At 63.9% G+C, this 26,685-nt stretch carries 16 protein-coding genes; 10 read left to right on the top strand and 6 right to left on the bottom strand.

Going from position 1 to position 26,685, the window contains the following annotated elements:
• The first annotated feature begins 118 nt into the window (after window positions 1–118).
• The 5 genes from AC1DYR_RS08505 (at window position 119) to AC1DYR_RS08485 (ending at window position 4,847) form a co-directional block, all read left to right on the top strand.
• On the top strand, window positions 119–1,183 hold the full coding sequence (locus tag AC1DYR_RS08505) for a sensor histidine kinase (RefSeq protein WP_477704703.1): 1,065 nt from the start codon (window positions 119–121) through the stop codon (window positions 1,181–1,183).
• Window positions 1,180–1,917, top strand: a complete 738-nt coding sequence (locus tag AC1DYR_RS08500) for a LytR/AlgR family response regulator transcription factor (RefSeq protein ID WP_477704702.1) — start codon at window positions 1,180–1,182, stop codon at window positions 1,915–1,917. Before AC1DYR_RS08505 ends, AC1DYR_RS08500 begins: the two co-directional genes overlap by 4 nt.
• A 202-nt stretch (window positions 1,918–2,119) precedes the next feature.
• Complete coding sequence (locus AC1DYR_RS08495) at window positions 2,120–3,286, top strand: AI-2E family transporter (RefSeq protein ID WP_477704701.1); 1,167 nt, start codon at window positions 2,120–2,122, stop codon at window positions 3,284–3,286.
• A gap of 181 nt (window positions 3,287–3,467) precedes the next feature.
• Window positions 3,468–4,247 carry a TerC family protein gene (locus tag AC1DYR_RS08490; RefSeq protein ID WP_477704700.1) on the top strand — a complete coding sequence of 260 codons (780 nt, stop codon included), beginning with the start codon at window positions 3,468–3,470 and terminating at the stop codon, window positions 4,245–4,247.
• 15 nt (window positions 4,248–4,262) lie between these two features.
• Window positions 4,263–4,847 (top strand): tRNA-uridine aminocarboxypropyltransferase, encoded by a 585-nt coding sequence (locus tag AC1DYR_RS08485; protein WP_477704699.1) that lies wholly within the window; start codon window positions 4,263–4,265, stop codon window positions 4,845–4,847.
• 12 nt (window positions 4,848–4,859) lie between these two features.
• On the opposite strand, the gene AC1DYR_RS08480 is transcribed toward AC1DYR_RS08485, so the two are convergent.
• A complete protein-coding gene (locus AC1DYR_RS08480) occupies window positions 4,860–5,477 on the bottom strand; it encodes an ABC transporter ATP-binding protein (RefSeq protein WP_477704698.1) in 618 nt (205 codons plus the stop codon).
• 19 nt (window positions 5,478–5,496) lie between these two features.
• On the bottom strand, window positions 5,497–6,120 hold the full coding sequence (locus AC1DYR_RS08475) for a hypothetical protein (protein ID WP_477704697.1): 624 nt from the start codon (window positions 6,118–6,120) through the stop codon (window positions 5,497–5,499).
• A 123-nt stretch (window positions 6,121–6,243) separates the two neighbouring features.
• Here AC1DYR_RS08475 and AC1DYR_RS08470 point away from each other — a divergent pair, with 123 nt between their 5' ends.
• Window positions 6,244–6,612 carry a glyoxalase superfamily protein gene (locus AC1DYR_RS08470; RefSeq protein ID WP_477704696.1) on the top strand — a complete coding sequence of 123 codons (369 nt, stop codon included), beginning with the start codon at window positions 6,244–6,246 and terminating at the stop codon, window positions 6,610–6,612.
• Between the two features lie 218 nt (window positions 6,613–6,830).
• Here the strand turns inward: AC1DYR_RS08470 and AC1DYR_RS08465 are convergent, their stop codons facing one another.
• From AC1DYR_RS08465 to ppc, 3 genes are all read right to left on the bottom strand, one after another.
• A complete protein-coding gene (locus tag AC1DYR_RS08465; protein WP_477704695.1) occupies window positions 6,831–15,017 on the bottom strand; it encodes a glycoside hydrolase family 94 protein in 8,187 nt (2,728 codons plus the stop codon).
• 4 nt (window positions 15,018–15,021) lie between these two features.
• Entirely contained in the window at window positions 15,022–15,249 is a 228-nt protein-coding gene (locus tag AC1DYR_RS08460; RefSeq protein WP_477704694.1) for a hypothetical protein, read from the bottom strand.
• 214 nt (window positions 15,250–15,463) lie between these two features.
• Window positions 15,464–18,349 carry a phosphoenolpyruvate carboxylase gene (gene ppc, locus AC1DYR_RS08455; protein ID WP_477704693.1) on the bottom strand — a complete coding sequence of 962 codons (2,886 nt, stop codon included), beginning with the start codon at window positions 18,347–18,349 and terminating at the stop codon, window positions 15,464–15,466.
• A gap of 104 nt (window positions 18,350–18,453) precedes the next feature.
• Here ppc and hemC point away from each other — a divergent pair, with 104 nt between their 5' ends.
• From hemC to AC1DYR_RS08435, 4 genes are read left to right on the top strand one after another with little or no spacing between them, the layout of a single operon-like run.
• Window positions 18,454–19,419, top strand: coding sequence for a hydroxymethylbilane synthase (gene hemC / locus AC1DYR_RS08450; RefSeq protein WP_477704692.1), 966 nt, complete (start codon window positions 18,454–18,456; stop codon window positions 19,417–19,419).
• Window positions 19,392–20,303 carry a uroporphyrinogen-III synthase gene (locus AC1DYR_RS08445; RefSeq protein ID WP_477704691.1) on the top strand — a complete coding sequence of 304 codons (912 nt, stop codon included), beginning with the start codon at window positions 19,392–19,394 and terminating at the stop codon, window positions 20,301–20,303. The genes hemC and AC1DYR_RS08445 overlap by 28 nt, the downstream gene beginning before the upstream one ends.
• Window positions 20,300–21,478 carry a uroporphyrinogen-III C-methyltransferase gene (locus AC1DYR_RS08440; RefSeq protein WP_477704690.1) on the top strand — a complete coding sequence of 393 codons (1,179 nt, stop codon included), beginning with the start codon at window positions 20,300–20,302 and terminating at the stop codon, window positions 21,476–21,478. The genes AC1DYR_RS08445 and AC1DYR_RS08440 overlap by 4 nt, the downstream gene beginning before the upstream one ends.
• Window positions 21,479–21,500: 22 nt before the next feature.
• Window positions 21,501–22,784 (top strand): heme biosynthesis HemY N-terminal domain-containing protein, encoded by a 1,284-nt coding sequence (locus AC1DYR_RS08435; protein WP_477704689.1) that lies wholly within the window; start codon window positions 21,501–21,503, stop codon window positions 22,782–22,784.
• 268 nt (window positions 22,785–23,052) lie between these two features.
• Here AC1DYR_RS08435 and AC1DYR_RS08430 read toward each other — a convergent pair whose 3' ends face one another.
• A complete protein-coding gene (locus AC1DYR_RS08430; protein WP_477704688.1) occupies window positions 23,053–26,190 on the bottom strand; it encodes an Rne/Rng family ribonuclease in 3,138 nt (1,045 codons plus the stop codon).
• Window positions 26,191–26,685: the final 495 nt, after the last annotated feature.

Raw genomic sequence — 26,685 nt, 5'->3', positions numbered from 1 at the left:
TTGGGCGGTGCAATACTCGTCCCTGTGATTTTATCTGGGCGCCGGACCATGCGGGAAACCCTTCCCGTTCCTTGCCTCAACTGATCTTTTTTTTAACCATATCGACGCTTTCCACCTCATGAAGCCCGTGCCCGACCTGAAGAATTTCGGCGAATCGACCTTGCTGGGCAGCTTCATTCCGGGCGATGAAGAAGCCGCGCCACTCGGCGCTTCACGTACCAACATGTTCGATGTCTGCCACGTCGGGGTGGTTTTACGCGCCGTACTGTTCGTGGAAGCGGTGACCGGCGTGTGCGTGATGTTCGGTGCGCGCGAGCCCCTGGACTGGCTGCTGAGTTTTTCATTGCTCACCGGCGGTGTGCTGCCCGCGACCCTGGCCTGGCTGATTGCGGTGTGCGCGCTGAAAGCGCGGCTGAACCGGCTGGCACTCTCACGCCAGTGGGCGGCAGGCATTGTGCTGGGTGTGTTGTCCGGGTTGTACGGCTGCGGCTTGCTGGCCTTGCTGGGCCTGCTCCAGCCGGTCCCCTGGTGGGCCAGTGCGGCGGCGGGTGCCTTGCTGTCGGCCATGATTCTGGCGGGGCTGTTCTGGCGGGCCAAGGCGCGTACGCCTGCAGCCACGGCGGCACGCCTTGCTGAACTGCAATCGCGCATTCGGCCGCATTTTCTCTTCAATACGCTGAACAGCGCCATTGCGCTGGTACGCGCCGAGCCTGCCAAGGCCGAGGCGGTGCTGGAAGACCTGAGCGAGCTGTTTCGCCATGCATTGGCGGATCCGGCCGAATCCGTGACGCTGGGCCAGGAAATTGCACTGGCGCAGCGTTACCTTGCCATTGAGCAAGTCCGCTTTGGCGAGCGCCTGCAGGTGCAGTGGAGCCTGGACGCCGCAGCGGACCAGGCCAAGCTGCCGCCGCTGCTGCTGCAGCCGCTGGTGGAAAACGCCGTCAGGCATGGCGTGGAACCCAGCGCCAGCGGCGCGCAGCTGAAAATATCCACCCTCCGGCGGGGCAGCACGGTGGTGATCAAGGTGACCAATTCAACCCCCGCGGGCGCCGGTGAGCGCGGCCACGGGTTGGCCCTGGCCAATGTACGCGAACGCCTTGCGCTGCTGCATGATGTCGAGGCGAAATTCAAGACCGTGTTCAAGGACGGCATATTTCAGGTTCGACTGGAGATTCCCGCATGACGCTCAAGGTACTGGTAGTTGACGATGAAGCCCTGGCGCGTTCGCGCCTGCGCACCCTGCTGGGTGACTGCACCGCGCCGGCTGCAGTGGCGGCAGCCGAAGCCGCCGATGCTGTTCAGGCCATGAAGGCCTTGCAGCGTGAATCATTCGATGCGGTGCTGCTTGACATCCGCATGCCTGGAGTTGACGGCATCGCGTTGGCACGCACCATTGCTTCGCTTGCGCAGCCACCCGCCCTGGTGTTTGTCACGGCCCATTCCGAACATGCCGTACAGGCCTTTGAACTGGAGGCCGTCGACTACCTCACGAAGCCGGTGCGCCTGGAACGCCTGCAGCAGGCGTTGCAGAAGGTAGAGCGTTTGGGCCAGTCCAGGGTGTCCGTAGCGGATGCAGCGGAAGAAACGCTCATCATCCAGGACCGCGGCCGCACCGAACGTGTGCCGCTGGCCGAGGTGTTGTATTTCAAAGCCGAACTCAAATACATCACTGTGCGTACTGCGACCCGCAGCTACATCCTTGATGGTTCCCTGAGCGAGCTGGAAGAGCGCCACGCGACACGTTTCATGCGCATTCACCGTAACGCGCTGATTGCGCGCCGGGCCGTGCGTGCGCTGGAAAAACATTTCGATCCCGAAGAGGGTGAGGGCTGGGCGGTACGGCTCAACGGTATTGATGAGCTGCTGGCGGTGTCCAGGCGGCAGCTGAGCGCCGTTCGGGAAGCCATCGCGGCCTGAGCCTGCTCCTCCGCGTCAGGATGGAGTCATGGCTGCCAGGGCGAGCAGATGCGTCAGCGTTACACGGTTTGGGAACACAGTTCCAGCGAAAGCGTCCTACAAATTTTCCTGGGCATATAGGTTGCAATATGTAAATACAGCCTGGGACTTGCGGTGTGCATTTTTGTCACGCCCCAGGCGAAAAAACGAATATGGGAGACATATGACCGAAGAACCCGCAGAGCGTGTCGTACGCGCGGCGCCGCCAGTGGTGCCGGGCGATCCTGAACAGCTGCATGTTCGGGTTCCGGTCGATATCCGCAGCATGTCGCTGGTGGTACTGGCGGGTCTCGCTTGTCTGTTTGTACTGCACTGGGCCAAAGCCGTCTTTATTCCGGTGATGCTGGGTGTTTTGTTCAGCTATGCTTTTTCACCGGTGGTCAACTGGTTTGAAACGAAACGCGTTCCACGCTGGCTGAGCGCTGCCGTGGTGTTGCTGACGATTGTGGGCGGCATCGGCACCACGGCGTACTCGCTCAGCGATGAAGCGGCGCAGCTGCTGGAAGCGCTGCCGGCCGCGGCGCAGAAATTCCGCCAGGCCGTGAAGGTGCGCACCAACCAGTCCGACAGTGCACTGGAAACCGTACAGAAAGCCGCCGCACAGCTTGAACAGGCCGCGCAGGAAAGTGCGGCGACCAGCAATACGCGTGGGGCGATGCGTGTCGTGGTCGAGCCTGCCCGTTTCAACATCAAGAATTACCTCTGGTCAGGCACCATCGGGCTGATTGCACTGATCGGCCAGGCGACCGTGGTGGTTTTCTTCACCTACTTCCTGATGCTTTCGGGCGACAGCTTCCGGCGCAAGCTGATCAAACTTGCGGGCTCCAGCATCAGCAGCAAAAAAATCACGCTGCAGGCCCTCAATGAGATCACCGACCAGATCCAGCGCTACCTGCAGGTGCAGCTCCTGACCAGCGTGCTGGTCGGGGTGCTGACCTGGCTGGCGCTTTGGGCACTGCGGCTGGAAAACCCCGCCGTGTGGGGCATTGCGGCTGCCGTGCTGAACCTGATTCCTTATGTCGGCTCGCTGGTCACGGCGGCGACGTCGGCCCTGGTGGCCTTTATGCAATTTGGCTCGCTCAACATGGCGCTGGCTGTGGGTGGGGCCTCGCTGGCCATTCATACCGTGGTGGGTAACCTGCTGACGCCGTGGCTTACCAGCCGCGCCAGCCGCATGAGTCCGGTGGCGGTGTTCGTCGGCTTGCTGGCCTGGGGCTGGCTCTGGGGGGTGTGGGGCCTGTTGCTCGGCATTCCCATCCTGATGATTGTCAAATCGATTTGCGACCGCATCGATGACCTGAAGCCGATTGGTGAGTTTCTCGGTAGCTGATTTGGCCCCCACGCTGGAATAAAGCCCCCACGGTCGCTCACTTCGTGTAGCTCCCTGCCCCCCGAGGGGGCCGCTGCGCCTGCGGTCTGGCAAAGCCAGTCCCGCGGCCCCGGCTGGCCTGGAGCGTCTGGGGTACTTTTATGATCTTGTTGTACTAAATTGATGAGAAAGAGAAAAAGTCATGATGGAACTGCTGACTGATCCGCAAATGTGGATCGCGTTTGCCACGCTCACTGCGCTGGAGCTGGTGCTGGGGATCGACAACATTATTTTCATCTCCATCCTGGTCGACAAGCTGCCCAAGGACAAACAGGAGCTGGCAAGGCGCCTGGGCCTTTTTATGGCGATGTTCATGCGCATCGGCTTGCTGTTCGTGCTGTCGTGGATCATCGGGCTGGTGGATCCGCTGTTCACCGTTTTGAAGCAGGAAATCTCGGGGCGCGACCTGATCCTGATTGCCGGGGGCCTGTTCCTGATCTGGAAGAGCACCGGCGAAATCCACCAGTCGATGGAAGGCGAGGAAGGCCATGCGTCCAGCGCTGTCAAGGCAACGTTTGCGGCCGTGATCGTGCAGATCATGATTGTCGACATGGTGTTCTCGCTGGACTCCATCATCACCGCCGTTGGCATGGTGGACAGTCTGCCGGTCATGATTGCCGCGGTCATCGCTTCGGTGGGCCTGATGATGCTGTTTGCGCCGGCCATCGGCCGCTTCGTGTCTGACCACCCGACCATCAAGATGCTGGCGCTGTCTTTCCTGGTTGTCGTGGGCGTGGTGCTGATCGCTGAGGGCCTCGACCATCATGTGCCCAAGGGCTATGTGTACTTTGCCATGGCGTTTTCTGTGGCAGTCGAAATGCTCAACATCCGCATGCGCAAGAAAAAGAGCAAGCCGGTACATCTGAGAAATGCCTATGTCAATGGCGACAAGGCAGACGTGGCCGACAAGCGCAAGCCCTGAGACGGGTCGCTGCCCGTGACACGCCCGCGCTGCGCCGCGTGCCTTCGTCCGCAAAGCGCCTGCATCTGCGCGTGGGTCACGCCCGTGGCGCATGAGGCGGAAGTACTGATCCTTCAGCACCCTCTGGAGTTCGACCACGCCAAAAACAGCGCCCGCCTGCTGCACCTGAGTCTGCCGCGCAGCCGCATGCTGACGGGTGAGGCCTTTGACGAGGTTGACTTGCATGATGCGCTGAAAGAGCCGAAGTACACCGTGCTCCTGTACCCGCAGACGCCGGAAGACGAAGCACCGGCCCTGGATACCGCACAACTCAAAGACCCGTCGCGCGTGCGGCTCGTGGTGCTGGACGGCACCTGGCGCAAAAGCCGCAAGATGCTGCATCTGAGCCCGGTGCTGCGGCAACTCCCTCGCTTGTCGCTGGAGGATCTGCCGGCCTCGAACTACCGGATCCGCAAGGCCCACAAGCCGGGGCAACTGTCAACGCTGGAGGCGACTTGCGCGGCGCTGGCGCAGTTGGAAAGTGATCCCGAAAAATACCAGCCGCTGCTCAAGGCCTTTGACGGGTTTGTCGCGCAGCAGCTGGCTTTCGTTCCGAAGTAATTCGGTTCCTGTTCAGTCGCCCAGGTCGACCACACCGGCCAGTGGTACACCGCTGGGGGCCGCATAGTCCGCAATCACCGCCGCGCGCCCTGCATGCGCTGAGACGCCCTGAAGCTGCTCTTTGACAAAGGCAATCGAGGGCGCATCCAGCGCAGCGAAAGGCTCATCAAGCAGCAACACCGCAGCGCCCGAAGCAAACGCCGCCGCCAGCCACACCTTGCGCTTTGACCCAGTGGACAGCATGAAGAGTCGCTTGCCCATGTGCGGTTCCAGTCCCAGACCGTCGACCAACGGAGCGATCAGATCCGCATCAAACCCCGGATACCAGCTGCTAATGGTTTCGAAATATTGCGGCGGTGTCAGCTGGTCAAACGTATCAGCGCGCGGCTCCATCCAGAACAGCTGTTGGCGGTAGGCATCCGGCTTTTCCTTGAGCGCGACACCATTGAGTCGCAACTGCCCCGAATCGGCCGGCAAGACGCCCGCCAGCAAACGAAGCAGCGTGCTCTTGCCGCGACCATCGCCGCCCTGCACCAGCGTGACCCCCGGCAGGATTTCGCCAGACCAGTTGGCGAGAATTTCAACTTGCGGGTTGGGATAGCGGAACCACAGTCCTTCAATGGTGAGCATGGCGGGCGTTTGAGCTCGGTTAAATTTTGGAGAGCAACGAATTGACTTCAATGTGAGGTCGTTTTAGTGCGTTCAGGCTTTGCTCAATGAGATCCGGATCGCGGGTGTCAAGACCAGAGCCTGTTAGCTCAGCTGTCCAATGAAGCAGACTTGAGACTATTCTCTTGAGCAAGAACGCAGCTGCCAGGCGATGGTCGCCATAGTCGGAGTTGAATTCATCGAAACCCGAAGAGTCTGTGGAATGAATATCTTGAAAGGTCAGTCGTTGAGAACGCACAAATGAGTACTCGCGAAAAAAGGCATTGACCTGTCTCTTGACTGTGTTGGTCCAGAGATATCGATGAAGTTCTACTTCACCCTCTGCGATAAGAGCCGCTGAAACAGGAAGCATGTACTCGACGCAGTTACCGGATGTCCAGTTGCCGACGATAGCCTTCACAAGCGCCATGTAGTCCTTCTTGGCAAGCCAACTATCACGGACGACATGGTATGCCTCCTGCATCCGTTGGTGATGATCCGTTTCGTCGCCGAGACGCATTGCGTCACCATGCTCTTTGAGGAACCGCGCAGTACTCATTAATTCTCCCTGACTTTGATACTCCGCAGAACTGCGGGATTGATTGGATGCCAAGTAATATTGCATTCTCTGCCGCCTTTTTTATGGCATTGGCTTGCGCGGTCCATTTTAAGAAGTTTGCAGATAGAAGCCGAGACGAAAACCTTGACTGTCTGTTTTTATGACGTCGTACCAGTTGAGTAATTACCCATGAGTTTTGGAAAAATCACCCCCATCCTTCGCATCTTCGATGAAGCCAAGGCCCGGGAGTTTTACGTCGATTTCCTCGGCTTCAAGGTCGATTGGGCGCATCGCTTTGAGCCCGGCATGCCGCTCTATCTGCAAATCTCCAAGGACGGCTGCGTGCTGCATTTGTCGGAGCACCACGGCGACTGCAGCCCGGGTGCTGCGATGCGGATTGAAACGGACGAGCTTGACGCGTATCACCAGCAGCTTTTGGCGAAGAACTACAAGCACGCCCGTCCCGGAATTGAAGACACAGCGTGGGGGAGCCGGGACATGTCGATCAGGGATCCTTTTGGCAACCGGCTGACATTTACCAATGCCATCAGCACCTGACTGCACTTTACAAACCGGGTGAATCTCACGCCGGCGCGCTCTAAAGCCCCAAGTCTTGACTTGCCCCCTGCGAGGCACCGCTCACCGTCGATGTTGGGCGACTTGACGAACGCCTGAGGCGCCCTGGAGCCAAAAAAAGGGGAATTTATAAGCAAAAAAAGCTTCCGGCCCCTACGGGAAAAGCGCGATTAGCTATTAAATTGATAGCAACGCGAAATTCAGCTTGCTTCAGCCTGCACCAGCAATGCCGCTTGCGCCCGCAGCTCGGCCAGCAGCACCACCTGTCCCGGCATGATCACCATGTCGGGCTTGAAGCTGTCTTCTGCGGCAAGCCCTGCGCCTTGCCAGCGGAGCTTCACCACACGCTCCTGCAGGCGCAGCGTGATCTCAAACGAGGGCCAGTGCGCCGGCACGCGGGGCGACAGCGACAGCGCGCCTTGCTGCACCTTGAGGCCCAGAATGTTTTCCAATGCCGCGCGGTGCAGCCACGCAGCCGAACCGGTGTACCAGCTCCAGCCGCCGCGGCCTACATAGGGCGCCGCGCCATAGATGTCACCCGCCATCACATAAGGCTCCAGCTCATAGGCGGGGCCGCGAACGGGGTGTTCGCTGCGGTGGGCGGGGCTCAGTGCCTTGAAGCTTTCCCAGGCGGCTTCGGTGTCGCCGGTGATGGCTTGCGCCATCATGGCCCAGACGGCGGCATGCGAGTACTGGCCACCGTTTTCACGCACGCCTGGCGGATAGGCCTGGATGTAACCCGGGTTGTTGTCCGAATTTTCCAGCGGCGGCGTCAGCAGGCGCAGCAGGCCCGCTTCGTTGTCCACCAGCTGTTCATTCATGGCCTGCATGGCCGGACCGATGAAGGCCTCGGTGGAGGCGCCGGAAAGCACCGACCAGGCTTGGGCAATCAGGTCGATGCGGCATTCGTCATTGGTGGAGGAGCCGAGCGGCGCGCCGTTGTCGAAGAACGCCCGGCGGAACCAGGCGCCGTCCCAGCCGGCGTCGTGCAGTGCGGCAACCCAGCCGGAGCGGGCCTGGCGCCAGCGCTGCGCGCGACCGTCGTCGCCGCGCGATGCGGCCAGGGGCAGAAAGTCATTGACCACCCGGCATAAAAACCAGCCCAGCCAGACGGACTCGCCGCGGCCTTCGTGGCCTACGCGGTTCATGCCGTCGTTCCAGTCACCCGTGCCCATCAGCGGAAGGCCGTGTGCGCCGATAGCCAGGCTGCGGTCCAGGGTACGGGCGCAGTGTTCGAACACCGTGGCGGTTTGCCCGCTGGTTTGCGGCGCGTAATACGCGTCTTCCGCACCTTCGGGAATCGACGGCCCGTCGATGAAGGCAACCTCCTCATCCAGGATGCTGGTGTCGCCTGTGACCTGGACATACCAGGCGCAGGCATAGGGCAGCCACAGCAAGTCGTCCGAAAAATGGGTGCGCACCCCTTCACCCCCGGGCGCGTGCCACCAGTGCTGGACATCTCCCTCGGGGAATTGGCGCGAGGCGTTCAGCATGATTTGCGCACGCAGGCGGCCCGGTTCAATGACGGCGAAGGCCATGGCGTCCTGCAACTGGTCCCGAAAGCCGAATGCGCCGCCGGCCTGGTAGAAACCGGCCTTGGACCACAGGCGCGATGCCAGTGTCTGGTAGAGCAGCCAACGGTTGACCAGGGCGTCAAACAGCGGATCGGGCGTCTGCACCTGCACTTTGCCCAGCAACCCGGACCAATAAGCCTTGACCTGTTCAAGCGCCTGCGCTGCATCTTTGCCTTGCCAGTTGCGGGCCAGTTGCAGTGCCTGCGAGGCGTCCCCGGCATGGCCAAGCAGAAAGGTGAACGCAAGAGTCTGGCCGGGAGGCAGGGAGAACTCGCCTGCCAGCGCGGCGCAGGGGTCCACGCCGCCGGCGGCATTCTGGCCCAGGGTGGAAGGAGGCACCAGCCGGCCTGTTGCGTCGAAAAATTCGCTTCGGTCGCAGGTCCACTCGGGTGTATCGGGCAAACCGGCCAGTGACAGGAACGCCGTGCTGCCGCCGAAGCCCGCCCGGCTTTCACGCTGCTGCGCAAACACGGCTGTCAGCAGGCTGTCTTTGTCTTTCCACGCATGGATGGTGCGGCGTTCGTGGCGTGCGGCACCCATCTGCCATTCGACCATGGCCAGGGCGCGCAGCTTGCGCGTGGCGCTGCCCTGGTTATGAAGCCTGACCTGCACCAGTTTGACCGGATCAGTCTGATCCACAAAAAAAGTGGTTTCCGCATGAAGCGCACCGTGCTGGCATTCGAATACGGTGTAGCCCTGGCCGTGACGCACACGGCAGGCAGGCGCCGGGCCGTGCTGTGCAGACGGGCTCAATGCCAGCACTTGTTGCGTGTCTACATCCTGCAGCAGATAGTGCTCGAAGGTGGGGTCCGCCACCGGGTCGTTGGACCAGGGCGTGACCTGGTGCAGCCGGCTGTTGACTGCCCATGTGTAGCCGGCGCCGGTCTCCGACACCTGAAAGCCGAAAGAGGGATTCGCGATCACGTTGATCCACGGGCGAGGTGGACGGTGCAGGCTGTCAACGTCAAACCGGAACTCGCCGGTGCCGGCATCAAAGTGTCCCTGGGGTGTCTGCAGTGCACCGGGTTGCCCGTTGGCGCTGGCCGAACCCGAAGAGAGCGCCGGCAGTGGACGCGTGGCGGGGCCCGCGCGGCGCTGGGCGTTGGCCATGACGCGCAGCGCTGCGGCCTGTTGCTCAAGCGGCCTGCCGTCTGCCACCAGAATGACGCGTGCCAACCCCGTCAGTGCGGCTTTTTCCGAGGGCACGATTTCCTGGTCGCGCAGCAGGTAAAAACCACCGGCGTCGCTGCGCGGAAAGCTGTTTTCCGTTTGTTGCAGCGTGCGGTCGCGCAGCGCCAGGATGTCGCGTTGCAAGGGCATCAGGTAGGAGTTGACTTCGCTGTTGAGGATGACCACGTCGGTACCCAGCCCGCAGAAACTCCACCAGGGTTGGGCCCGCAGCAATGAATGCACCAGCGCCATCCCGTTGCTGGAGTGGATGAGCACCAGTACGATGGGTTTGTCTCCCGAGATGCCGAAACGCCAGAGCTGGCGCTGGTCCAGCAGGCCGCGTTCCGCCATCGGCCGCGCGCAGCTGTACATCAGTGCGGTGTTCAGGTCCTGCAGCGCTGCATTTTCCTCAGGGTCGACCCCCAGGTCGCGCAGGCGCACCTGGGCCAGCGTGGCGGCCATCCGGGTAGCGCGCTCCACGTGCATGGGCTGCAGGTATTTGTCGATGCGTGCCGCGAGTTCGTCACTGCTGGACGCGGCGGCTGTGGCAAAGCTGAGCCGGGCCACGCCGCCTGCCGGAATGCGGATGCGAAGGCGCAGGCCCGCAACCGGATCCAGCCCGTTGATGGGTGAGCCGTCCTGGCCGTGCGCCTCGGCCCGCAGTGCCGGGTGGCCGGGCTCCCGGTTACGGCCCAGAAAGGCGCGCCGGTCCGAGATGAAATCGATGGCGCGGACGTTGGCCTCTGAATTGGCGAGGAAGTGTGCGACCGCCATGACAGGATCGCCCTGCAGCCGGGGTTTGCGCGACAGCAGCAGGGCGCGCCATTCGGGATGCCAGCGTGTCTGGACAAACAGGTTCGAAAACGCCGGATGGGCCTCGTCGGCGCGCGGGTCGGTCAACACCGCTTCAAAGCATGAAATCACGTCGAGCGTCATCTCCGTGGCCGACAGGTTGCGCAGCGTCACGTTGCGCATTTCGGTGTCGTCCTCGGGACTGACCAGCACGCTGGTGCTTGCCTCCAGCTGATCGGAGCTCACGTCAAATTGCACGCGGTCCGGCAGGTAGGTGGCCTTGTATTGCCAGCCGGGATGCGGCGCCGGATGTTGCGTCAGGGACCAGGCCTGCTCCTGGCCGGACGGACGCAGGTAGATGAAGGTACCGCAGGCATCGCGCAGCAGGTCGTCGCGCCAGCGGGTGATGTTGTAGGTCTTGCCTGCGGCGCGCCAGCGGCTGACGCCGGCCCCATTGGCACGCAGGGCGACGCTGTAGCGCCCATTGGACAGCAGCTGCGTAGGTTGCCAGCCGGGCATGGCCGGGTCGATCTCACGCGAATGGTACAGCCGGGCTTCGGCCAGCTCCGCGGGTTCGGGCAATGCCCGCGGGTCTGCGCTTTCGATGATCTGGCGCGGTGTTTTTTCATGCAGCAGCGATTCGAAAGCCTGCACCAGCGGCGCCGAAGCGAACCAGCGGCGCGGTGCTTCGTTGCACAGCACATTGCACAGCGCCACCAGCGACATGCCCTGGTGGTGCGCCATGTAGGTGTTGACCAGGCTCATCGCCTGGGCGCCCGGTTGCCTGGCGACGGTGAAATCCAGCGCATCGGCAAAACCGTATTCGCCGCGCGCACCCCATTGCTCAAGCTGGCGCAGGTTGGCCACTGCCTCCTGCGGCGTGAACTGGGACGCCATGATGCTGGCATAGGGCGCCACGACGCGGTCGGCAGGCGGGGTCCGCCGAAGGGCCAGCCGCGGCACGCCAAACGGCGAATACTGGTAGGCCAGCGTATGGTCCTGCCCAAAGTAGGCCGACTCCGAAACGCCCCAAGGCAGGCCCTGCGCCTGGCCCCAGGCCTGTTGCTCCTTGACGGCCGCAAGGCCGGACACATGCAGCAGGCCCTCGTCGGGCTCGCTCATGACCAGCGAAGGCATCAGGTATTCAAACATCGAGCCCGACCAGGACTTCAGGCCGGGCGTTACGCCCACCGTCAGGAAGGCGCGGCCCAACGCCAGCCAGTGGCGCCGCGGCACATCACCTTTGGCAATCGCCAGGAAGCTGGTCAGGCGCGCCTCCGAGGCGATCAGGTCGTAATAACTGGCGTCAAGTGCCTGCTCGTGCACACGCAGCCCGATATGAAACAGGTGGCGCTTGGGGCTGTAAAGGCCGCCGAAATCCATCGCCATACAAAGCTTTTCACAGCGGTCTCCCAACTCCAGGAGTGCAGCGGATTCGCCTGGCAAGGTTTCCTGGTGCGCCGCCAGCTGGCGAACACACTGCGCGACGGCCAGCAGGTGGCCGGCCAGGTTGCCGCTGTCTACGGTGGAAACATAGGCCGGAGGCAGCACCTGCAGCGACCGGGTTTCGTACCAGTTGAGCAGGTGTCCCTGGTGCTTGGGCAGGGCTTCGACCGTGCCCAGCGTGGCGCCCAGCCGCGCGATCAGCTCCGTGGTGGATATCCAGTTGAACTCGCGCGCGCAGGCGGCAGCCATCAGGTACAGGCCGATGTTGGTCGGCGAGGTGCGGTGTGCGATCGTCGGTTCCGGTTCCATCTGCAGGTTGTCCGGCGGCAGGTGGTGGTCTTCGGGGCCGACGCAGCGTTCAAAGAAGCGCCAGGTCTGTGCCGCCAGCTTCATGAGGTAGGCGCGGTCTGCGGCGCTGAGTGACAGATATGGCGTGCGGACAGCCGGCTTGCTGCCCCACCAGGCCACCGCGGGCGCCAGCGCCCACAGCAGGAAAAGCACCGGACCGATCAGGGGATGCGGCCCCCAGCATGCGGCCGCGCCCAGCGCGAGGCATAACGCGGACACCGGGGCATGGTTGCGGACAAAAGCGCCCAGCGTGTACTGGGCGGAAGCCTGCGCTTGGGCAGCGGTGGTCCACTGCAGCAGATGGCGGCGGCTGATGGCCATGCGCCAGAGGGCTCGTGTGATGGCGTCGAACGACAGGGCGGCAAGGGCGGGCAGCTGGCTCAATTGCCAAAGCGCCTGCGCCATGCTGCGGGCCACGTCGCGCATGCCGACGTCAAAGAAGTGCCCCCAGGCGATGCCTCGCCGCGTGGGAACCAGCCCTGCCAGCGCACCCATCAAGGGGCCGGCCAGGAATGCCAGAACAGTGAAAACCAGCGCTGTAGCCACAGGCAGCGCACCGGTGAATATTGTCCAGGTTAGAAGCGCGAAGCAGGCCGGGGCGATCATCGAGCGGCGCAGGTTATCCGCCATGCGCCACAGGCCCAGGGCATCAATGCCGTAGCGCTTCGCATGCAGCATCAGCGGCAGCAATTGCCAGTCGCCGCGCGTCCAGCGGTGCACGCGTGATGCGGCCACGCCTGCGTGATGCGGGTGGTCTTCCATCAGCACGACGTCGCCTGCGTAGCCGCAGCGGGCAATGCTGCCTTCCAGCAGGTCGTGGCTCAGGATGGCGCCCTCGGGCATGCGGCTGTCCAGTACGGCATGCACGGCCTCGACATGCAGCAGGCCCTTGCCGATGAAGTTGCCCATGCCGAACACGTCCTGGTACAGGTCGGAGGTGCCGTTGCTGTAAGGATCCAGGCCGCGCTGGCCTGCAAACATCGCGTGGAAAGGTGATCGCTCGTGATGGGCCGACAGGGGCATGGCCACGCGGGGCTGCAGGATGCCGTAGCCGGCGGTCACGCGCCGCGTCTCGTGGTTGACGTGCGGCGTGTTGAGCGGGTGCGCAGCGATGGCCACCAGTTCGCGCAGGGAGCCCGCCGGCAGGCTGGTGTCGCTGTCGAGCGTCAGCACGTAGCGTATGCCCGGTGCCAGCTGCATGTTGCCGTCCACAGGGACAAAGGGCGATGACGAGTGTCCGGCCAGTTGCCGCAACAGCATTTCGAGCTTACCCCGTTTGCGTTCCGCCCCGATCCATCGGCGCTCCGTCGCGGACCAGCTGCGCGGGCGATGCAGCAGTAAAAACCTTGCCGGTGAGGCTGGGCTCGCCGGTGGGCAGGTTGCGTTGAGCGCGCGCAGTTTGGCGAGGACGTCCTCGAGCAGCTCTGCATCGCCGGCCAGGCTCTCGGCGTCGGCGTCGCCCCAGTCTGTCAGCAAGGCGAACTGCGCATGGGTTTCGCGGCTGGCCAGCCAGTGCAGCTGCAGGCGGTGCACCAGTTCGCTGTTGGCGCAAGCTGAAGAAAGCATCGAAGGGATCACCACCAGCACGCGGTGTTCAGCCGGGATACCCGTGCTGAAGTCGAGACGGGCCAGGGGCTGTATGCGTGTGGATTCAGCGATCAGCCGGTGGATCAGCGCAGCGACCACTTCCGACGCGGGCCAGGCCATCAGCACCAGGGCTACCCACGCCGTCCAGGGCATCGTGGCGAGCGGGTGCGCGGCCCAACTGAGCAATGCAGCGGTTCCGGCAATCCATGCGGCTGCGTAGAGCGGCAGGCGCCAGGCACGCGGTGTTTCAGGGGCCGGCGATGGTTTGTGGGTACCCGCCGCGGGCTGCAATGCTGCTTCCAGCAGGGGGCGGCCCGGTCCTATCAGGTAGTAGCCGGCGGTGTGGGCCGCCAGGGCGTTGTTGGGCTGGTGCGCGGCAGCCAGCACCGCTTCGGCGACGGCGCGCTCGGATTTACCGGTTTGCTGCGCCAGCCTCTCCATGGCGCGCGTGATCTGCTGGCGCGTCATCTCGCTTTCGCGGGAAAAGCTCGGAAGCCGGCGCAAGACCTGCAGGGAATGGCTGACCGGCTCGATCAGCTCCACCCACTCCACCTGGCCTATGAGCCTCAGGGTGGTGATGATGTTGCTGACGGTCAGGTTGGCGGCGACCTGGGTGGTTTGCCCTTCGCCGATCATGCCCAAGGCATCGTCGCAATGCTTTTCGGTCCAGCGGACGAGGGGTGGCGCCGAAGGCGAGTCCGGCTCTTCACGTTCGGCAGGCATGCGCTGCCAGAGCTGCGTGAGATAGCTGCGTTCAAGGCCATGGGCCTGCATCAGGCCGTACAGCTCGTCGAGATCCTGCAGGCTCAATACGCCGGCCTTGTCCCAGGTCGCATGCGCCACTTCGCGGGCCACCTTGTTCCAGGCGATGCGGTCGGCCATGCGGCGCAGGTTTTCCAGCAGGACCACACGCAGCGTGGTCGGCAAGGCCCAGAGTTCGCCGAGATTGAGTTCACTGACCTCCTGGTAGGCATGCAGGAAGGCCGTGAAGAGCTCCGGGTCCAGCACGCTGTCGGTGTGCGCTACATAGGCCCAGGCAATACCGTATACCCGGGGAAGGCCCTCCAGCGGCTTGCTCGCCAGCTTGGGCAAATCCGCGTAGTAGCGCAGGGGGACGCCATCCTGGATCTGTTGCAGCTGGGCTTCGACAAGGTGGAAATTGTCGAGCAGCCATTCGGCGGCCGGCGTTACGTAGTGGCCTGTCAGCGAAGTCAGGGCGATGTAGTCGTAAGCAAGGCGGATTGCAGCGATGTTTTCCTGCACGCGCGGGAAAAAAGGCGGGCCGTGATCGGGGCTGCCGGCAGGCCTGACAGGCTGGGCTGCGGCCAGGCTGCGACCGTGTTCCTCAAAGCGCTGCGCACCGAAAAGTTCAGCGCGGATGGGCTGCTCTGCGCCGCCCTGGCGGGAGGCGAGCAGTTGCCGGGCGTAGGCGCTTAGGGTGTCCAGCCGCTCGATGACAGCGGGGGTCACGCGCTCAGGCTACGGCTAACAGACCAAGAAAAATAGCCAGTATGGCCGCGACTGTGACGATGCGCGGTGAGGCCAGGGAGTGCGCGGACTGAAGCCCGGACTGGAGCGTAAAAAACCGGCTGCGCGAATGCGCGCACTGATCCATGTGTGACGCCAGATCGGCGGCGTCGGTGGAAACAAAATCGTTTTGAATGGCGGACGGTGAGTCGGCCATGATCTCCAGGGTAGTCATGATTTTGCGCTCCGGGGTAGCTGGTTTGGGCAACGCGTGGCGAAATACCCGCATTGCTCCGTGTCTGACACCATGCTACGCACGGGCACCTCGCGGGGCCATCAGAAGACGCTGGAGTTTGTCTAGGACAAGGCCTACAGTATGCGCGCCCGGCAATACCCCTACAGCGCGAAACCTCTCACGCGCAGCATGGCTGCCCGTTGTTCACGGCCGTTCAGCCTGTGTTGCGCAAGCCCGCGGCAATCCCGTTGATGGAAATGTGAATGCCGGTTTGCACCCGCTGGTCGGCCTGGCCGGCACGGTAGCGCCGCACCAGCTCCACCTGGAGGTGGTGCAGGGGGTCGATGTACGGGAAACGATGGCGGATGGAGCGCTGCAGGGCTGCGTTGCCCGCCAGCCGCTGCTTTTCCCCGGTGATCAGCGTCAGTGCTTCGGCCGTACGATGCCATTCGGATTCGATCGCGCTGAAGATTTTTTTGCGCAGGCGCGCATCGCCCACCAGCTCCGAATAACGCGAGGCCAGTGCCAGGTCGCTTTTGGCCAGCACCATGTCCATGTTGCTGAGCAGGGTGCGGAAAAACGGCCACTGTTTGTACATTTTCTGCAGCAGCGCCAGCGCTTCCCTGCGGCTGGCGGGCGTACCGCCCTGCTGGAGGAATTGCTCGATGGCCGAGCCGAAGCCGTACCAGCCAGGCAGGGTCAGGCGGCACTGGCCCCAACTGAAACCCCAGGGAATCGCACGCAGGTCTTCAATTTTCTGCGAAGCTTTGCGCGACGCCGGGCGGGATCCGATGTTGAGTTCCGCAATCTCGCGGATCGGCGTGGAGCCAAAAAAGTATTCGGTGAACCCAGGGGTTTCGTAAACCAGATTGCGATAGGCAGCCATGCTGGCCTGTGACAACTCGGCGGCGGCTTGCAAAAAGGCCTTGGTGGCGGGCTTGGTCGGCTGCAGCAGTGTGGCCTCCAGCGTGGCGGCCACCAGCGTTTCCAGGTTGCGCCGGCCGATTTCCGGGTTGGCGTATTTGGAGCCGATCACTTCGCCTTGCTCGGTCAGGCGGATCTGGCCGCGCACCGTGCCGGGCGGCTGCGCCAGGATGGCCTGGTAGCTCGGACCGCCGCCGCGGCCGACCGTGCCGCCGCGGCCATGGAACATGCGCAGCTGGATGTTGTGCGAGTTGGCCAGCACGTCGAACAGCTCCACCAGCGCGATTTCGGCGCGGTAGAGCTCCCAGTTGCTGGTGAAGATGCCGCCGTCCTTGTTGCTGTCGGAATAACCCAGCATGATGTCCTGCTCGGCGCCGCTGCGCTTGACCAGCTGGGCGATGCCGGGCAGGGCGTAGAACTCGCGCATGATGGGCGCGGCATTGCGCAGGTCTTCAATGGTTTCAAACAGCGGCACGACGATCAGGTCGTTGGTGGCGTGGCTGTCGAGCGTGGCGTGCATGAGGCCGACTTCTTTTTGCAGCAACAGCACCTCGAGCAAATCGCTCACGGTCTCGGTATGGCTGATGATGTAGTGTCGGATCGCTTCCTTGCCGAAGCGGGCGCGCGCCGTGCGGGCCGCCTCAAAAATCGCCAGTTCGCCGCGGGTGTGGGCCGAATAGGCGGTGCCGACCACGCGCAGCGGCCGTGCATCGTTGAGCAGGCCCATCAGCAGTGCGCGTTTGGCCGCTTCGTCCAGCTTGCCGTAATTCGCCTCGATGCGTGCAACGGCCAGCAGTTCGGCCACCACTTCTTCGTGTTTGTCGGAACTCTGGCGCAGGTCGACCGTGGCCAGGTGAAAGCCGAACACTTCGACCGCGCGGATCAGCGGGTGCAGGCGCTGGGCGATCAGCGCTTCGCCGTGATGGGCCTTGAGGGAGTCTTCAATGGTGCGCAGGTCGGCCAGGAAGTCCTCCGACTTGAGGTAGGCATTTTGCGGCGCCACGGCATGGCGCGCGGCATCGCCGCCGGTCAGGTCCTTGAGCGTGGCGGCCAGGCGGGCGTAGACGCCGGTGAGGGCGCGGCGATAGGGCTCGTCCTTGCGGTGTTCACTGGTGTCGGGTGAGCTTTCGGCGAGCAGCCGCATCGCGGGACTGAACTCGACCAGCATGGCTGACAGCGAGAGCTCGCCGCCCAGGAAATGCACCTCGGTCAGGTAGTGGCGCAGCGCCACTTCTGCCTGCCGGCCGAGTGCGTAATTGAGTGTGCCGGCGCTGACGTTGGGATTGCCGTCGCGGTCGCCGCCTATCCATTGGCCCATGCGCAGAAAACTGTGCACCGGCTGGTTGCCCAGTTCGCGTTCCAGGTTGGCGTAAAGCTTGGGAATCTCCCGCAGGAAAGTGGCTTCGTAGTAGCTCAGCGCATTTTCGATTTCATCGGCGACGGTGAGTTTGGAAAAACGCAGCAAACGGGTTTGCCACAGCTGCATGACGCGGGCGCGAAGCTGCGCTTCGTTGGCGGCCAGCTCGCGCGGTGTCAGCGCATCCTTGGCGGCATTGACAGCTTGCGCCAATGCCTTGATGTCGTCCCGCGCCGTCAGCAGCAGGGCGATGTCGCGCTCGGCGTCCAGGATGCTTTTGCGCTGCACCTCGGTCGGGTGGGCGGTCAGCACCGGCGAGACAAAGCTGTGCGCCAGGGTGGTGGAAATGGTTTTGGTCGAGATGCCGGCCCAGCGCAGTCGGGCCAGCGCCACGTCGATACTGCCTTCCTGGGTGTCGCCCGCGCGCTCATGCACTGCGCGGCGGCGGATGTGGTGGCGGTCTTCGGCCAGGTTGGCCAGGTGGCTGAAATAGGTGAAGGCGCGGATCACGCTCACCGTCTGGTCGCCGGACAGTCCCTTGAGCAGTTTCTTGAGCGATTTGTCGGCTTCGGGATCGGCGTCGCGCCGGAAGCTGACGGAGAGCTTGCGCACCTGCTCGATCAGTTCGTAGGCGGCAACGCCTTCCTGCTCGCGGATCACGTCGCCCAGAATGCGGCCCAAGAGGCGGATGTCTTCGACCAGCGGGCGTTCGTTGTCCCTGGAACGAGTGGACGTTTTGGTTGTACCGGCCGCGGCGGCGTCTTTGGCGCCCTCGTTGACGTTTGGCTTAACCCTCTTGGCGCGCGCGGAAGTGACCATCTCTACCCTCTAGTTCTTGAGCCTTGCATGCTAGCATTCACTTCCCCCCAAGTATTACAAGCAGGTTACGAGTGTCCGCAGCGTTTGAATCCAGACCGAATGATATGAAAAAAGTGGTCATCGCCACCCGCGAAAGCCGCCTGGCGATGTGGCAGGCCGAGCATGTGAAGGCGCTGCTGCAGGCGCGTCTGGGGTGGCAGGTCGAACTGCTGGGCATGACCACCCAGGGCGACCAGATCCTGGACCGCTCGCTGAGCAAGGTCGGCGGCAAGGGCCTGTTCGTCAAGGAACTCGAAGTGGCGCTCAGCGAAGGGCGGGCCGACCTGGCAGTGCATTCGCTCAAGGATGTGCCCATGGACCTGCCCGAAGGTTTTGCGCTGGCCTGTGTGCTGGAGCGCGAGGACCCGCGCGATGCTTTTGTCTCTAATCAATTTGCCACACTCGCGGATCTGCCGCAGGGCGCCGTGGTGGGCACTTCCAGCCTGCGCCGGCTGGTGCTGCTCAAGGCCATGCGCCCCGACCTGGTCATACAGCCGCTACGCGGCAACCTCGACACGCGCCTGCGCAAGCTCGACGAAGGCCAGTACCAGGCCATCGTGCTGGCGGCTGCGGGCCTGAAGCGCCTGGGTCTGGAATCACGCATCCGCAGCGCGTTCGAGCCCGAAGACATGTTGCCGGCGGCAGGCCAGGGCGCATTGGGCATTGAAGTGTGCGCCGACCGCGCCGACCTGATGGCCGCGCTGGCCACACTGGCACACCAGCCGACCTGGCTGGCCGTGACGGCCGAGCGTACGGTGTCGCGCGCCATGGGCGGCAGTTGTTCCATGCCGCTGGCGGCCTTTACGCAGGGTGCCGCCAACGGGGACGCCATGCAGCTCAATGCCGCATGGGGCGACCCTGCCACCGCCGAGGCGCCATCCGCCGCTGCAGGCCCGTTGGCGCCGCTGGTGCAGGTCAACCAGACCGCCGTGGTGCGCAACTTTGCCGAGGCCGAGGCCCTGGGTGAGGCCGTGGCGGCGCAATTGCGCGCCGGCGGCGCTGTGTGGGCCGGCAAAGCCCCGGGCGCCTGATGTCGCAGGCGCCGGTGCCTCCGACTGGCGCTACGACTCGCGTCATCGTGACGCGGCCCGCGCAGGATGCGCAGCACTGGGTGCGGCAACTGCAGCAGGGGGGCTTTGCAGCCGAGGCCCTGCCGTTGATTGACATCGCCCCCGCTCTGGATACGGCCGCGCTGGAGGGCGCTTGGCAAACACTGGGCCAATACGCCGCCTGCATGTTTGTCAGCGGCAATGCGGTGGAGTACTTTTTCAAGAAAGAAATGGCTGCAGCCCATAAGGAGCCTGCGCAGGCAGCTATCAATAACATAGCGAATTCCGATGCAATGCTGCCGGTTGCGCTGCGTTTTCTGGCGCCCGGGCCGGGTACTGTGGCGGCTTTGGTGGGGACCGGGGTTCCTGCCGGGCAGATCGATGCGCCGCCGGCCGATGCGGCCCAGTTTGATTCGGAAGCCCTGTGGGCGGTGATAGGCGAGCGCGACTGGCGGGGCAAGCGCGTGTTGGTGGTGCGGGGGGAGGGTGCTGCCTTGTCTGGGGTCACGGCATCTTCCGGACGCGACTGGATCGCCCGCCAGTGGGAGACTGCCGGTGCGCAGGTGGATTTTGTGGGGGTTTACCGGCGCCTGGCGCCTGTGCTCGACGAAACGCAACTTCAGCGCGCGCGCGCGGCCAGCGTGGATGGGTCTGTCTGGCTCTTCAGCAGCTCTGAAGCGGTGGCCAACCTGACGGCCTTGCCTGCGCTGGCCGGGGTGGACTGGCGCCGCGCCCGCGCGGTGGCCACACATCCGCGGATTGAGGAAGCCGTGCGTGCTGCCGGTTGGGGTGTTGTTGTGGCGTCACGTCCTGCCCTGAAGGACATCAGGGACACACTTGCCTCGATAGAATCTCTTTATCCATGAGTGACAGTCCTAACGCCCAGCCTCCATCCTCCACGCCAGACAACGAGCCGGTGCTGGAACGCGCGCTGGTGCCGCTTCCCCCCCAACCCGTTTCGCCCGACGTCTGGATGGTGCCGCGCAAATGGGCACTGCTGGTTGCCGTGCTGGCGGCTGCCGGATTGCTGGTAAGCGGCTTGCTGTGGCAAAAACTCGGCAATATCCAGGAAGAACTGGCCCGCCGCAGCATTGATTCCGGCGCGCAGGCCATTGAAGCGCGCACACTGGCGCGCCAGGCCCAGGAAGGTACGCGCGAACTCTCCGCACGGCTGGCCATCCAGGAAACCCGCATCAGTGAAGTCAGCCTGCAGCGTACCCAGCTGGAGGAACTCATGCAAAGCCTGTCGCGCTCGCGCGATGAGAATCTGGTGGTTGATGTGGAGTCCGCACTGCGCCTGGCCCAGCAGCAGGCCCAGCTCACCGGCAGCGCCGAACCGCTGCTGGCGGCGCTCAAGTCGGCCGACCAGCGCCTGTCGCGCGCCGCGCAGCCGCGCCTGAACCCGCTGCAACGCGCCATTGCCAAAGACATGGACCGCATCAAGGCCGCCACGCTGACTGATGTACCGGTTCTCATGCTCAAGCTCGACGAACTGGTCCGCATGGCTGATGACCTGCCGGTGGCCAACGCCATGGTGGCAGCCGGCCAGCGTGCATTGCCCGCTGCGGCCGCGCCGGCTTCCGCGCCGCGCGCTGCTGCGTCGGCTGCGTCGGCTGCGTCGGCTGCGTCTTCCGCTGGAAAGTCTTCCATGCTGGTATTCGACAAGCTTGCTCTCGATGCCTGGTCGCAGCGCACGCTGGACAACCTGCGCGAAGAAGCACGCAAGCTGCTGCGCGTGAGCCGCATTGACCAGCCCGAGGCCGCCCTTGTGTCGCCGGAGCAGTCGTTTTTCCTGCGGGAGAACCTCAAGCTGCGTCTGCTCAATGCGCGCCTGGGCTTGTTGTCGCGGCAGACGGATTCGGTGCGCGCCGACCTTGGGAGTGCCAATGCCTGGCTGGGCAAGTACTTTGATGCTTCGTCCCGCAAAACGCAGGCCGCAGCGCAGCTGCTGGCCCAGGTCCAGGGCCAGCTGAAAACCAGCGAGCTTCCGCGCCTGGACGAAACCATGGCCGCGCTGGCCACAGCGGCCGCAGGCCGCTGAGCGGGAAAAGGCAGGAACCAGCATGCGCGCCGCACTCTGGCTTTTGGCCCTGTTTGGCGTAGCCGTTGCCGTGGCCCTGTTTACGGGCAACAACCAGGCCGTGGTCACCATCTTCTGGCCGCCGCACCGTGTCGATATTTCCTTTAACCTGATGGTGATGCTGCTGGCAGCGCTGTTCCTGGTGCTGTACCTGGCCTTGCGCGCGCTGTCGGTGGTGTTTTCGCTGCCGGCGGAAGCCCGCCGCTGGCGCGCCCAGCAAAAAGAGCGCGCCATGTACGGCGCCCTCATGGATTCCCTGGCGCATCTGCTGGCGGGGCGCTATATCCGTTCGACCAAGTCGGCACAAAATGCGCTGGCGCAGGCAAAGAGCCTGAACCTGTTGACCGACGAATCCGGCCATGTGACAGGCCACAGCGCCAGCCGCGGCAAACAATTGCGTTCGCTGGCCCACCTTCTGGTGGCCGAAGCCGCGCAGGCGCTCCAAAACAAGAGCCTGCGCGACCAGCACCTGCAATTGGCGTTGAAGAGTTCACGCCATGCGCAGGAAGTGCGCGAGGGCGTGCAGTTTCGCGCGGCTCGCTGGGCGCTGGACGACCGTGACGCTGGTGCGGCACTGGATTGGCTGGGCCAGCTTCCGCAGGGGGCATCGCGCCGCACGCTGGCCCTGCGCATGAAGCTGCGTGCCTCGCGGCATGCGCGGCACACGGCGCAAGCGCTGGAAACCGCGCGCCTGCTGGCCAAGCACCGCGCTTTTTCGCAGGCGGCGGCGCAAAGCATTGTGCGCGGCCTGGCCCTGGAGCTGCTGAACGATGCGCACGACCCCGCGCAGCTGCAGCAGGCCTGGTTCTCTCTGGATGACACCGAACGCGCCATGCCCGAGCTGGTGGTGCATGCAGCGTCGCGCCTCATGGCGCTGCACGGCGACGCGGAACTGGCCCGCAGCTGGCTGCTGCAGGTCTGGGACCGCATGATGCAGCCGCGCTCGGAGATTGGCGACAACCTGCGCATCAAGCTGATCGGCGTGCTTGAGGCCGGCCTCGATTCGCTGGACGCGGCCTGGCTGGCCCGCATTGAAAACGCGCAACTTAACCGTCCACGCGACGCCAACCTGCAATACCTGGCGGGCATGGCCTGCCTGAGCCGCCAGCTCTGGGGCAAGTCCCGCCAGTTGCTGACGCAGGCGGCGCCGGCGCTTCAGGATCTGACGCTTCACCGCAATGCCTGGCGCGCCCTGGCGCTGCTGGCTGAACAGCGTGAGGACGAGGCGGGTGCTGCGCAAGCTTACAAGCGGGCTGCGCAGATCTAAAAACGGCCTGGTCGTCGACTGAAGTGGCCACACCCCTTTGGCCACAGCAACCCGATCTTGCCGCGCAAGAGCCAGCTTGCTGAAAACGGCTTCTCCACCGAAATCCTTGCTTTTACCTGCCGTGCTGCCGGTAATGCGAGGGTTCGGCGCGTTGCCTGCCGTGCTCGTGGCGTCCTCCGCGCCCGTGGCCTGGATATTTGTTGACGCAAAGAAAAAGGCCCGCAAGCGGGCCTTTTCAGGAGGCCGCTCCCGCGGCAGAGGTCGGGACTTATTGGCTAGCGGATTGCTCGAAAGGCAGCTTCACAGCGCCCAGGTCGCGCTTTGTTTCGACCAGCACCAGCGGGCCATCGTCGGACACCACCAGCGGTGGACGCTCACGCGGCACGTGGACGGGTTTGACTTCGGCGGCGATAGCCGCCTTGGCTTCGGCGATCTTGGCAGCGTCAGAGTTGACCCACTGCAAGCCTGAAGACTGGGCGACCTGAACCAGGTCCTGCAGAGGCAAGTCGTAAGACTGGACCTTTGGCAGGCTGGTGGCTTGCGGCGCAGCAGCTGGAGCCGGTGCGCGAGCAGGCGCAGGCGCTGCGACCGGTGCTGGTGCAGCCACGGCGACAGGTGCCACATAGGCGGGGACAGGAGCGGCAGCAACTACGTCTGCTACAAATTCAGGAGCGACTGGTGCATGCTGTTCCTGGGTCTGCAGCCGATTTTGTTCTGAAAATTCGCCTTGGCCAGCGGGTGCGCCGGTTTCTGCGGGTTGCTCGTTACGCTCACCGTTTTCACCACGTTCGCGGCGGTCACGGCCATAACGGTCGCGGCTGCGGCGTTCGCGTGGCTGGCGCTGTTCGTCGCCCTGGTCGTTTTGAGCGGGTGCAATCACATTGCCGGCGTTATCCAGCACGGGGGCTGCTGCGGCTTCCGGATTGAAGCCGGCGGTGCCTTCAGTGGCAGCGTTCTGGCCTTCCGCTGCGCCTTCAGGGCGATCGCCACGGCGGTCGTTGCGACGGCCGCTGCGGTCACGGCGGCCTTCACCACGCTCTCCACGTTCACCACGCGGCTCACGGTTGCCTTGTGGGCGTTCGCCGTCCTGCGGTGCGCGTTCCTGGCGCGGCTCACCGGCTTCACCGCCCATGGCGGCTGCCATGGCGGCCTGGTTGGCCAGTGCGAGGTCCTGCTCGACAGAGTCGCGCTGAATGCGCTCGCCGCCGCGTTCACCACCGCGCTCGCCACGTTCACCGCGCTCGCGGCGGCCACGGCCTTCGCGGCCGGGGTTTTCGCTGCGGGGCTGGTCGGCGGCATTTTCAGGACGGCTTTCGCCGCGGGTTTCACCGGCAGGGCGTTCCTGGCGGCCGGCTTCGTTGCGGCCTTCCGGGTTGCGTTCGCGGCGCTCGCCGCCGCGGCCTTCATTGCGGCCTTCGCCACGGCCCTGGGCCTGGCCTTCTGGGCGTGGTTCGCGTCCTTCGCGGTTTTCGCCGCGGCCTTCACCGCCGCGTCCTTCGCTGCGGCCACGTCCACCGCGGCGGCCATCACGGCCTCCGCGTTCGCCGCCACGATCCGAACGCTCACCGCGTCCATCGCCACGGCCATCACGGCCTTCACGCCGGCCTTCGCCGCGCTCGTCTTTTTTCACTTCTTTGGCGGCAGGTGCCGGGGCCGGTGTTTCCGCGCCGCCGAACAGACTCTTGATCCAGCCGAAGAAGCCTTTTTCTGCAGGCGCGGCCACTGCCGGGGCAGGGCGGCGCGGCTGGGGCTTGGGAGCCGCCTGCGGCGCCACTTCCGGCTTGGGCGGGGCCACAGGCGCGGGTGCGTCGGGCAGTACGCCCTTGATGATGGGCTCCTGCTTGTTGTGCTTTTCCTGGCTGCGGCGCGTGACTGTGGTCGGATCCTCGATTTCGTCGGCCATCTTGTAGCTGGCGGCGATGTTGTCCAGGCGCGGGTCGTCGTGCTTCAGGCGTTCCAGGCGGTAGTTGGGGGTTTCCAGCGTCTTGTTGGGTACCAGCAGCACGTTGATGCGTTGCTTGACTTCGATCTTGGCGATCTCGGAGCGTTTTTCATTGAGCAGGAAGGATGCCACGTCAACAGGCACCTGGCACAGCACCGAGGCCGTGCTGTCCTTGAGGGACTCTTCCTGGATGATGCGCAGAATCTGCAGTGCCGAGCTTTCAGTGTCACGGATGTGGCCGGAGCCGCCGCAACGCGGGCAGGGGATGGATGCGCCTTCCGACAGGGCGGGGCGCAGGCGCTGGCGGCTCATTTCCATGAGGCCGAACTTGCTGATGGTGCCGAACTGCACGCGGGCGCGGTCTTGCCGCAGCGCGTCGCGCAGGCGGTTTTCCACGTCGCGGCGGTTGCGCGACTCTTCCATGTCGATAAAGTCGATGACGATCAGGCCGCCCAGATCGCGCAAACGCATCTGGCGCGCCACTTCGTCGGCGGCTTCGAGGTTGGTGCGGGTGGCGGTTTCTTCGATGTCGCCGCCCTTGATGGCGCGGGCGGAGTTGACGTCGACCGACACCAGTGCTTCGGTATGGTCGATCACGATGGCGCCGCCGGAAGGCAGCTGCACGGTGCGGGCGTAAGCCGACTCGATCTGGTGCTCGATCTGGAAACGGCTGAACAGCGGCGCGTCGTCGCGGTAGCGCTTGACGCGGTGCTCGTGCTCGGGCATCACGTGGGCCATGAACTGGCGAGCCTGCTCGTAGACGTCGTCGGTGTCAAAGAGGATGTCGCCGATGTCGCTGTTGAAGTAGTCGCGGATGGCGCGGATCACGAGGCTGGATTCCTGGTAAATCAGGTAGGCGCCTTTGCCGCCCTTGCCAGCGCCGTCGATGGCGGTCCAGAGCTTGAGCAGGTAGTTCAAGTCCCACTGGAGCTCTGGCGCGCTGCGGCCGATACCGGCGGTGCGCGCAATGATGGACATCCCGTTGGGGTACTCCAGCTGGTCCATGTTCTCCTTGAGCTCGGCCCGGTCTTCGCCTTCGATACGGCGGCTCACGCCACCACCGCGAGGATTGTTCGGCATCAGGACCACATAGCGGCCTGCCAGGGAGACGAAGGTGGTGAGGGCTGCGCCTTTGTTGCCGCGTTCTTCCTTTTCGACCTGGACCAGCAGTTCCTGGCCTTCACGGATCACATCGTTGATGCGCGCCTGGTTGACGGGCACGCCCTGGGCGAAGTATTGTTTGGAGATTTCCTTGAACGGCAGGAAGCCGTGGCGGTCTTCGCCGTAGTCGACGAAGCAGGCTTCCAGAGACGGCTCGACGCGGGTGACGACGGCCTTGTAGATGTTGCCCTTGCGCTGTTCGCGCCCTTCAATTTCAATTTCGTAGTCGAGGAGTTTTTGTCCATCGACGATCGCCAGACGGCGTTCTTCAGCCTGTGTGGCGTTTACCAGCATCCGTTTCATGGGTAGCCTTCCTTATCGTTCTTCGTTTTGATGTCATGTCTTGAACATCAATCACATGCCCAAAATGGGCCAACGACGCCGGAGGGACGCAGTGCGAACTGGAGGAATTGCCGGAGAGCTTTTGACAGCGCGCGGCCGACCGAAATGAATCGGTCAGCGACGTGGTCTGGGCGTAGGCGCGTGGATGGAGCGAGCAGGGGTCAAACGGGTGGGTGCTACAAAAAGAGTAGCTGGTTGCGCCCGCTGTACAAGGGCTGGCGGCTGATTTATGCCAAAAGCAGGGCCCACGAATGTCGTGAGGCGCCGCAGGCATATATAAATCAGACTGACCAGTGTTGTCATCAGAGGGCTACCCGTTAAAGGACTTGATCTCGACTGGATCCGCATGCAGCCTGTTGTTCATGACTTGGGCTGCACACATGGTATTCCGTAGTGTTGTTCGCAAAACGTCGACTCTTCTACCGTGCAAAGACGCTCGCCGCGAGGTGCCTGGCA

This window comes from Polaromonas sp. P1_F9, assembly GCF_056405615.1.
This window is presented reverse-complemented; position numbering and strand designations above follow the sequence as displayed.

Coding starts and splice junctions, on each gene's coding strand:
- AC1DYR_RS08505 (WP_477704703.1), top strand. CDS start 119: ATGAAGCCCGTGCCCGACCTGAAGAATTTCGGCGAATCGACCTTGCTG.
- AC1DYR_RS08500 (WP_477704702.1), top strand. CDS start 1,180: ATGACGCTCAAGGTACTGGTAGTTGACGATGAAGCCCTGGCGCGTTCG.
- AC1DYR_RS08495 (WP_477704701.1), top strand. CDS start 2,120: ATGACCGAAGAACCCGCAGAGCGTGTCGTACGCGCGGCGCCGCCAGTG.
- AC1DYR_RS08490 (WP_477704700.1), top strand. CDS start 3,468: ATGATGGAACTGCTGACTGATCCGCAAATGTGGATCGCGTTTGCCACG.
- AC1DYR_RS08480 (WP_477704698.1), bottom strand. CDS start 5,477: ATGCTCACCATTGAAGGACTGTGGTTCCGCTATCCCAACCCGCAAGTT.
- AC1DYR_RS08475 (WP_477704697.1), bottom strand. CDS start 6,120: ATGCAATATTACTTGGCATCCAATCAATCCCGCAGTTCTGCGGAGTAT.
- AC1DYR_RS08470 (WP_477704696.1), top strand. CDS start 6,244: ATGAGTTTTGGAAAAATCACCCCCATCCTTCGCATCTTCGATGAAGCC.
- AC1DYR_RS08460 (WP_477704694.1), bottom strand. CDS start 15,249: ATGACTACCCTGGAGATCATGGCCGACTCACCGTCCGCCATTCAAAAC.
- ppc (WP_477704693.1), bottom strand. CDS start 18,349: ATGGTCACTTCCGCGCGCGCCAAGAGGGTTAAGCCAAACGTCAACGAG.
- hemC (WP_477704692.1), top strand. CDS start 18,454: ATGAAAAAAGTGGTCATCGCCACCCGCGAAAGCCGCCTGGCGATGTGG.
- AC1DYR_RS08440 (WP_477704690.1), top strand. CDS start 20,300: ATGAGTGACAGTCCTAACGCCCAGCCTCCATCCTCCACGCCAGACAAC.
- AC1DYR_RS08435 (WP_477704689.1), top strand. CDS start 21,501: ATGCGCGCCGCACTCTGGCTTTTGGCCCTGTTTGGCGTAGCCGTTGCC.
- AC1DYR_RS08430 (WP_477704688.1), bottom strand. CDS start 26,190: ATGAAACGGATGCTGGTAAACGCCACACAGGCTGAAGAACGCCGTCTG.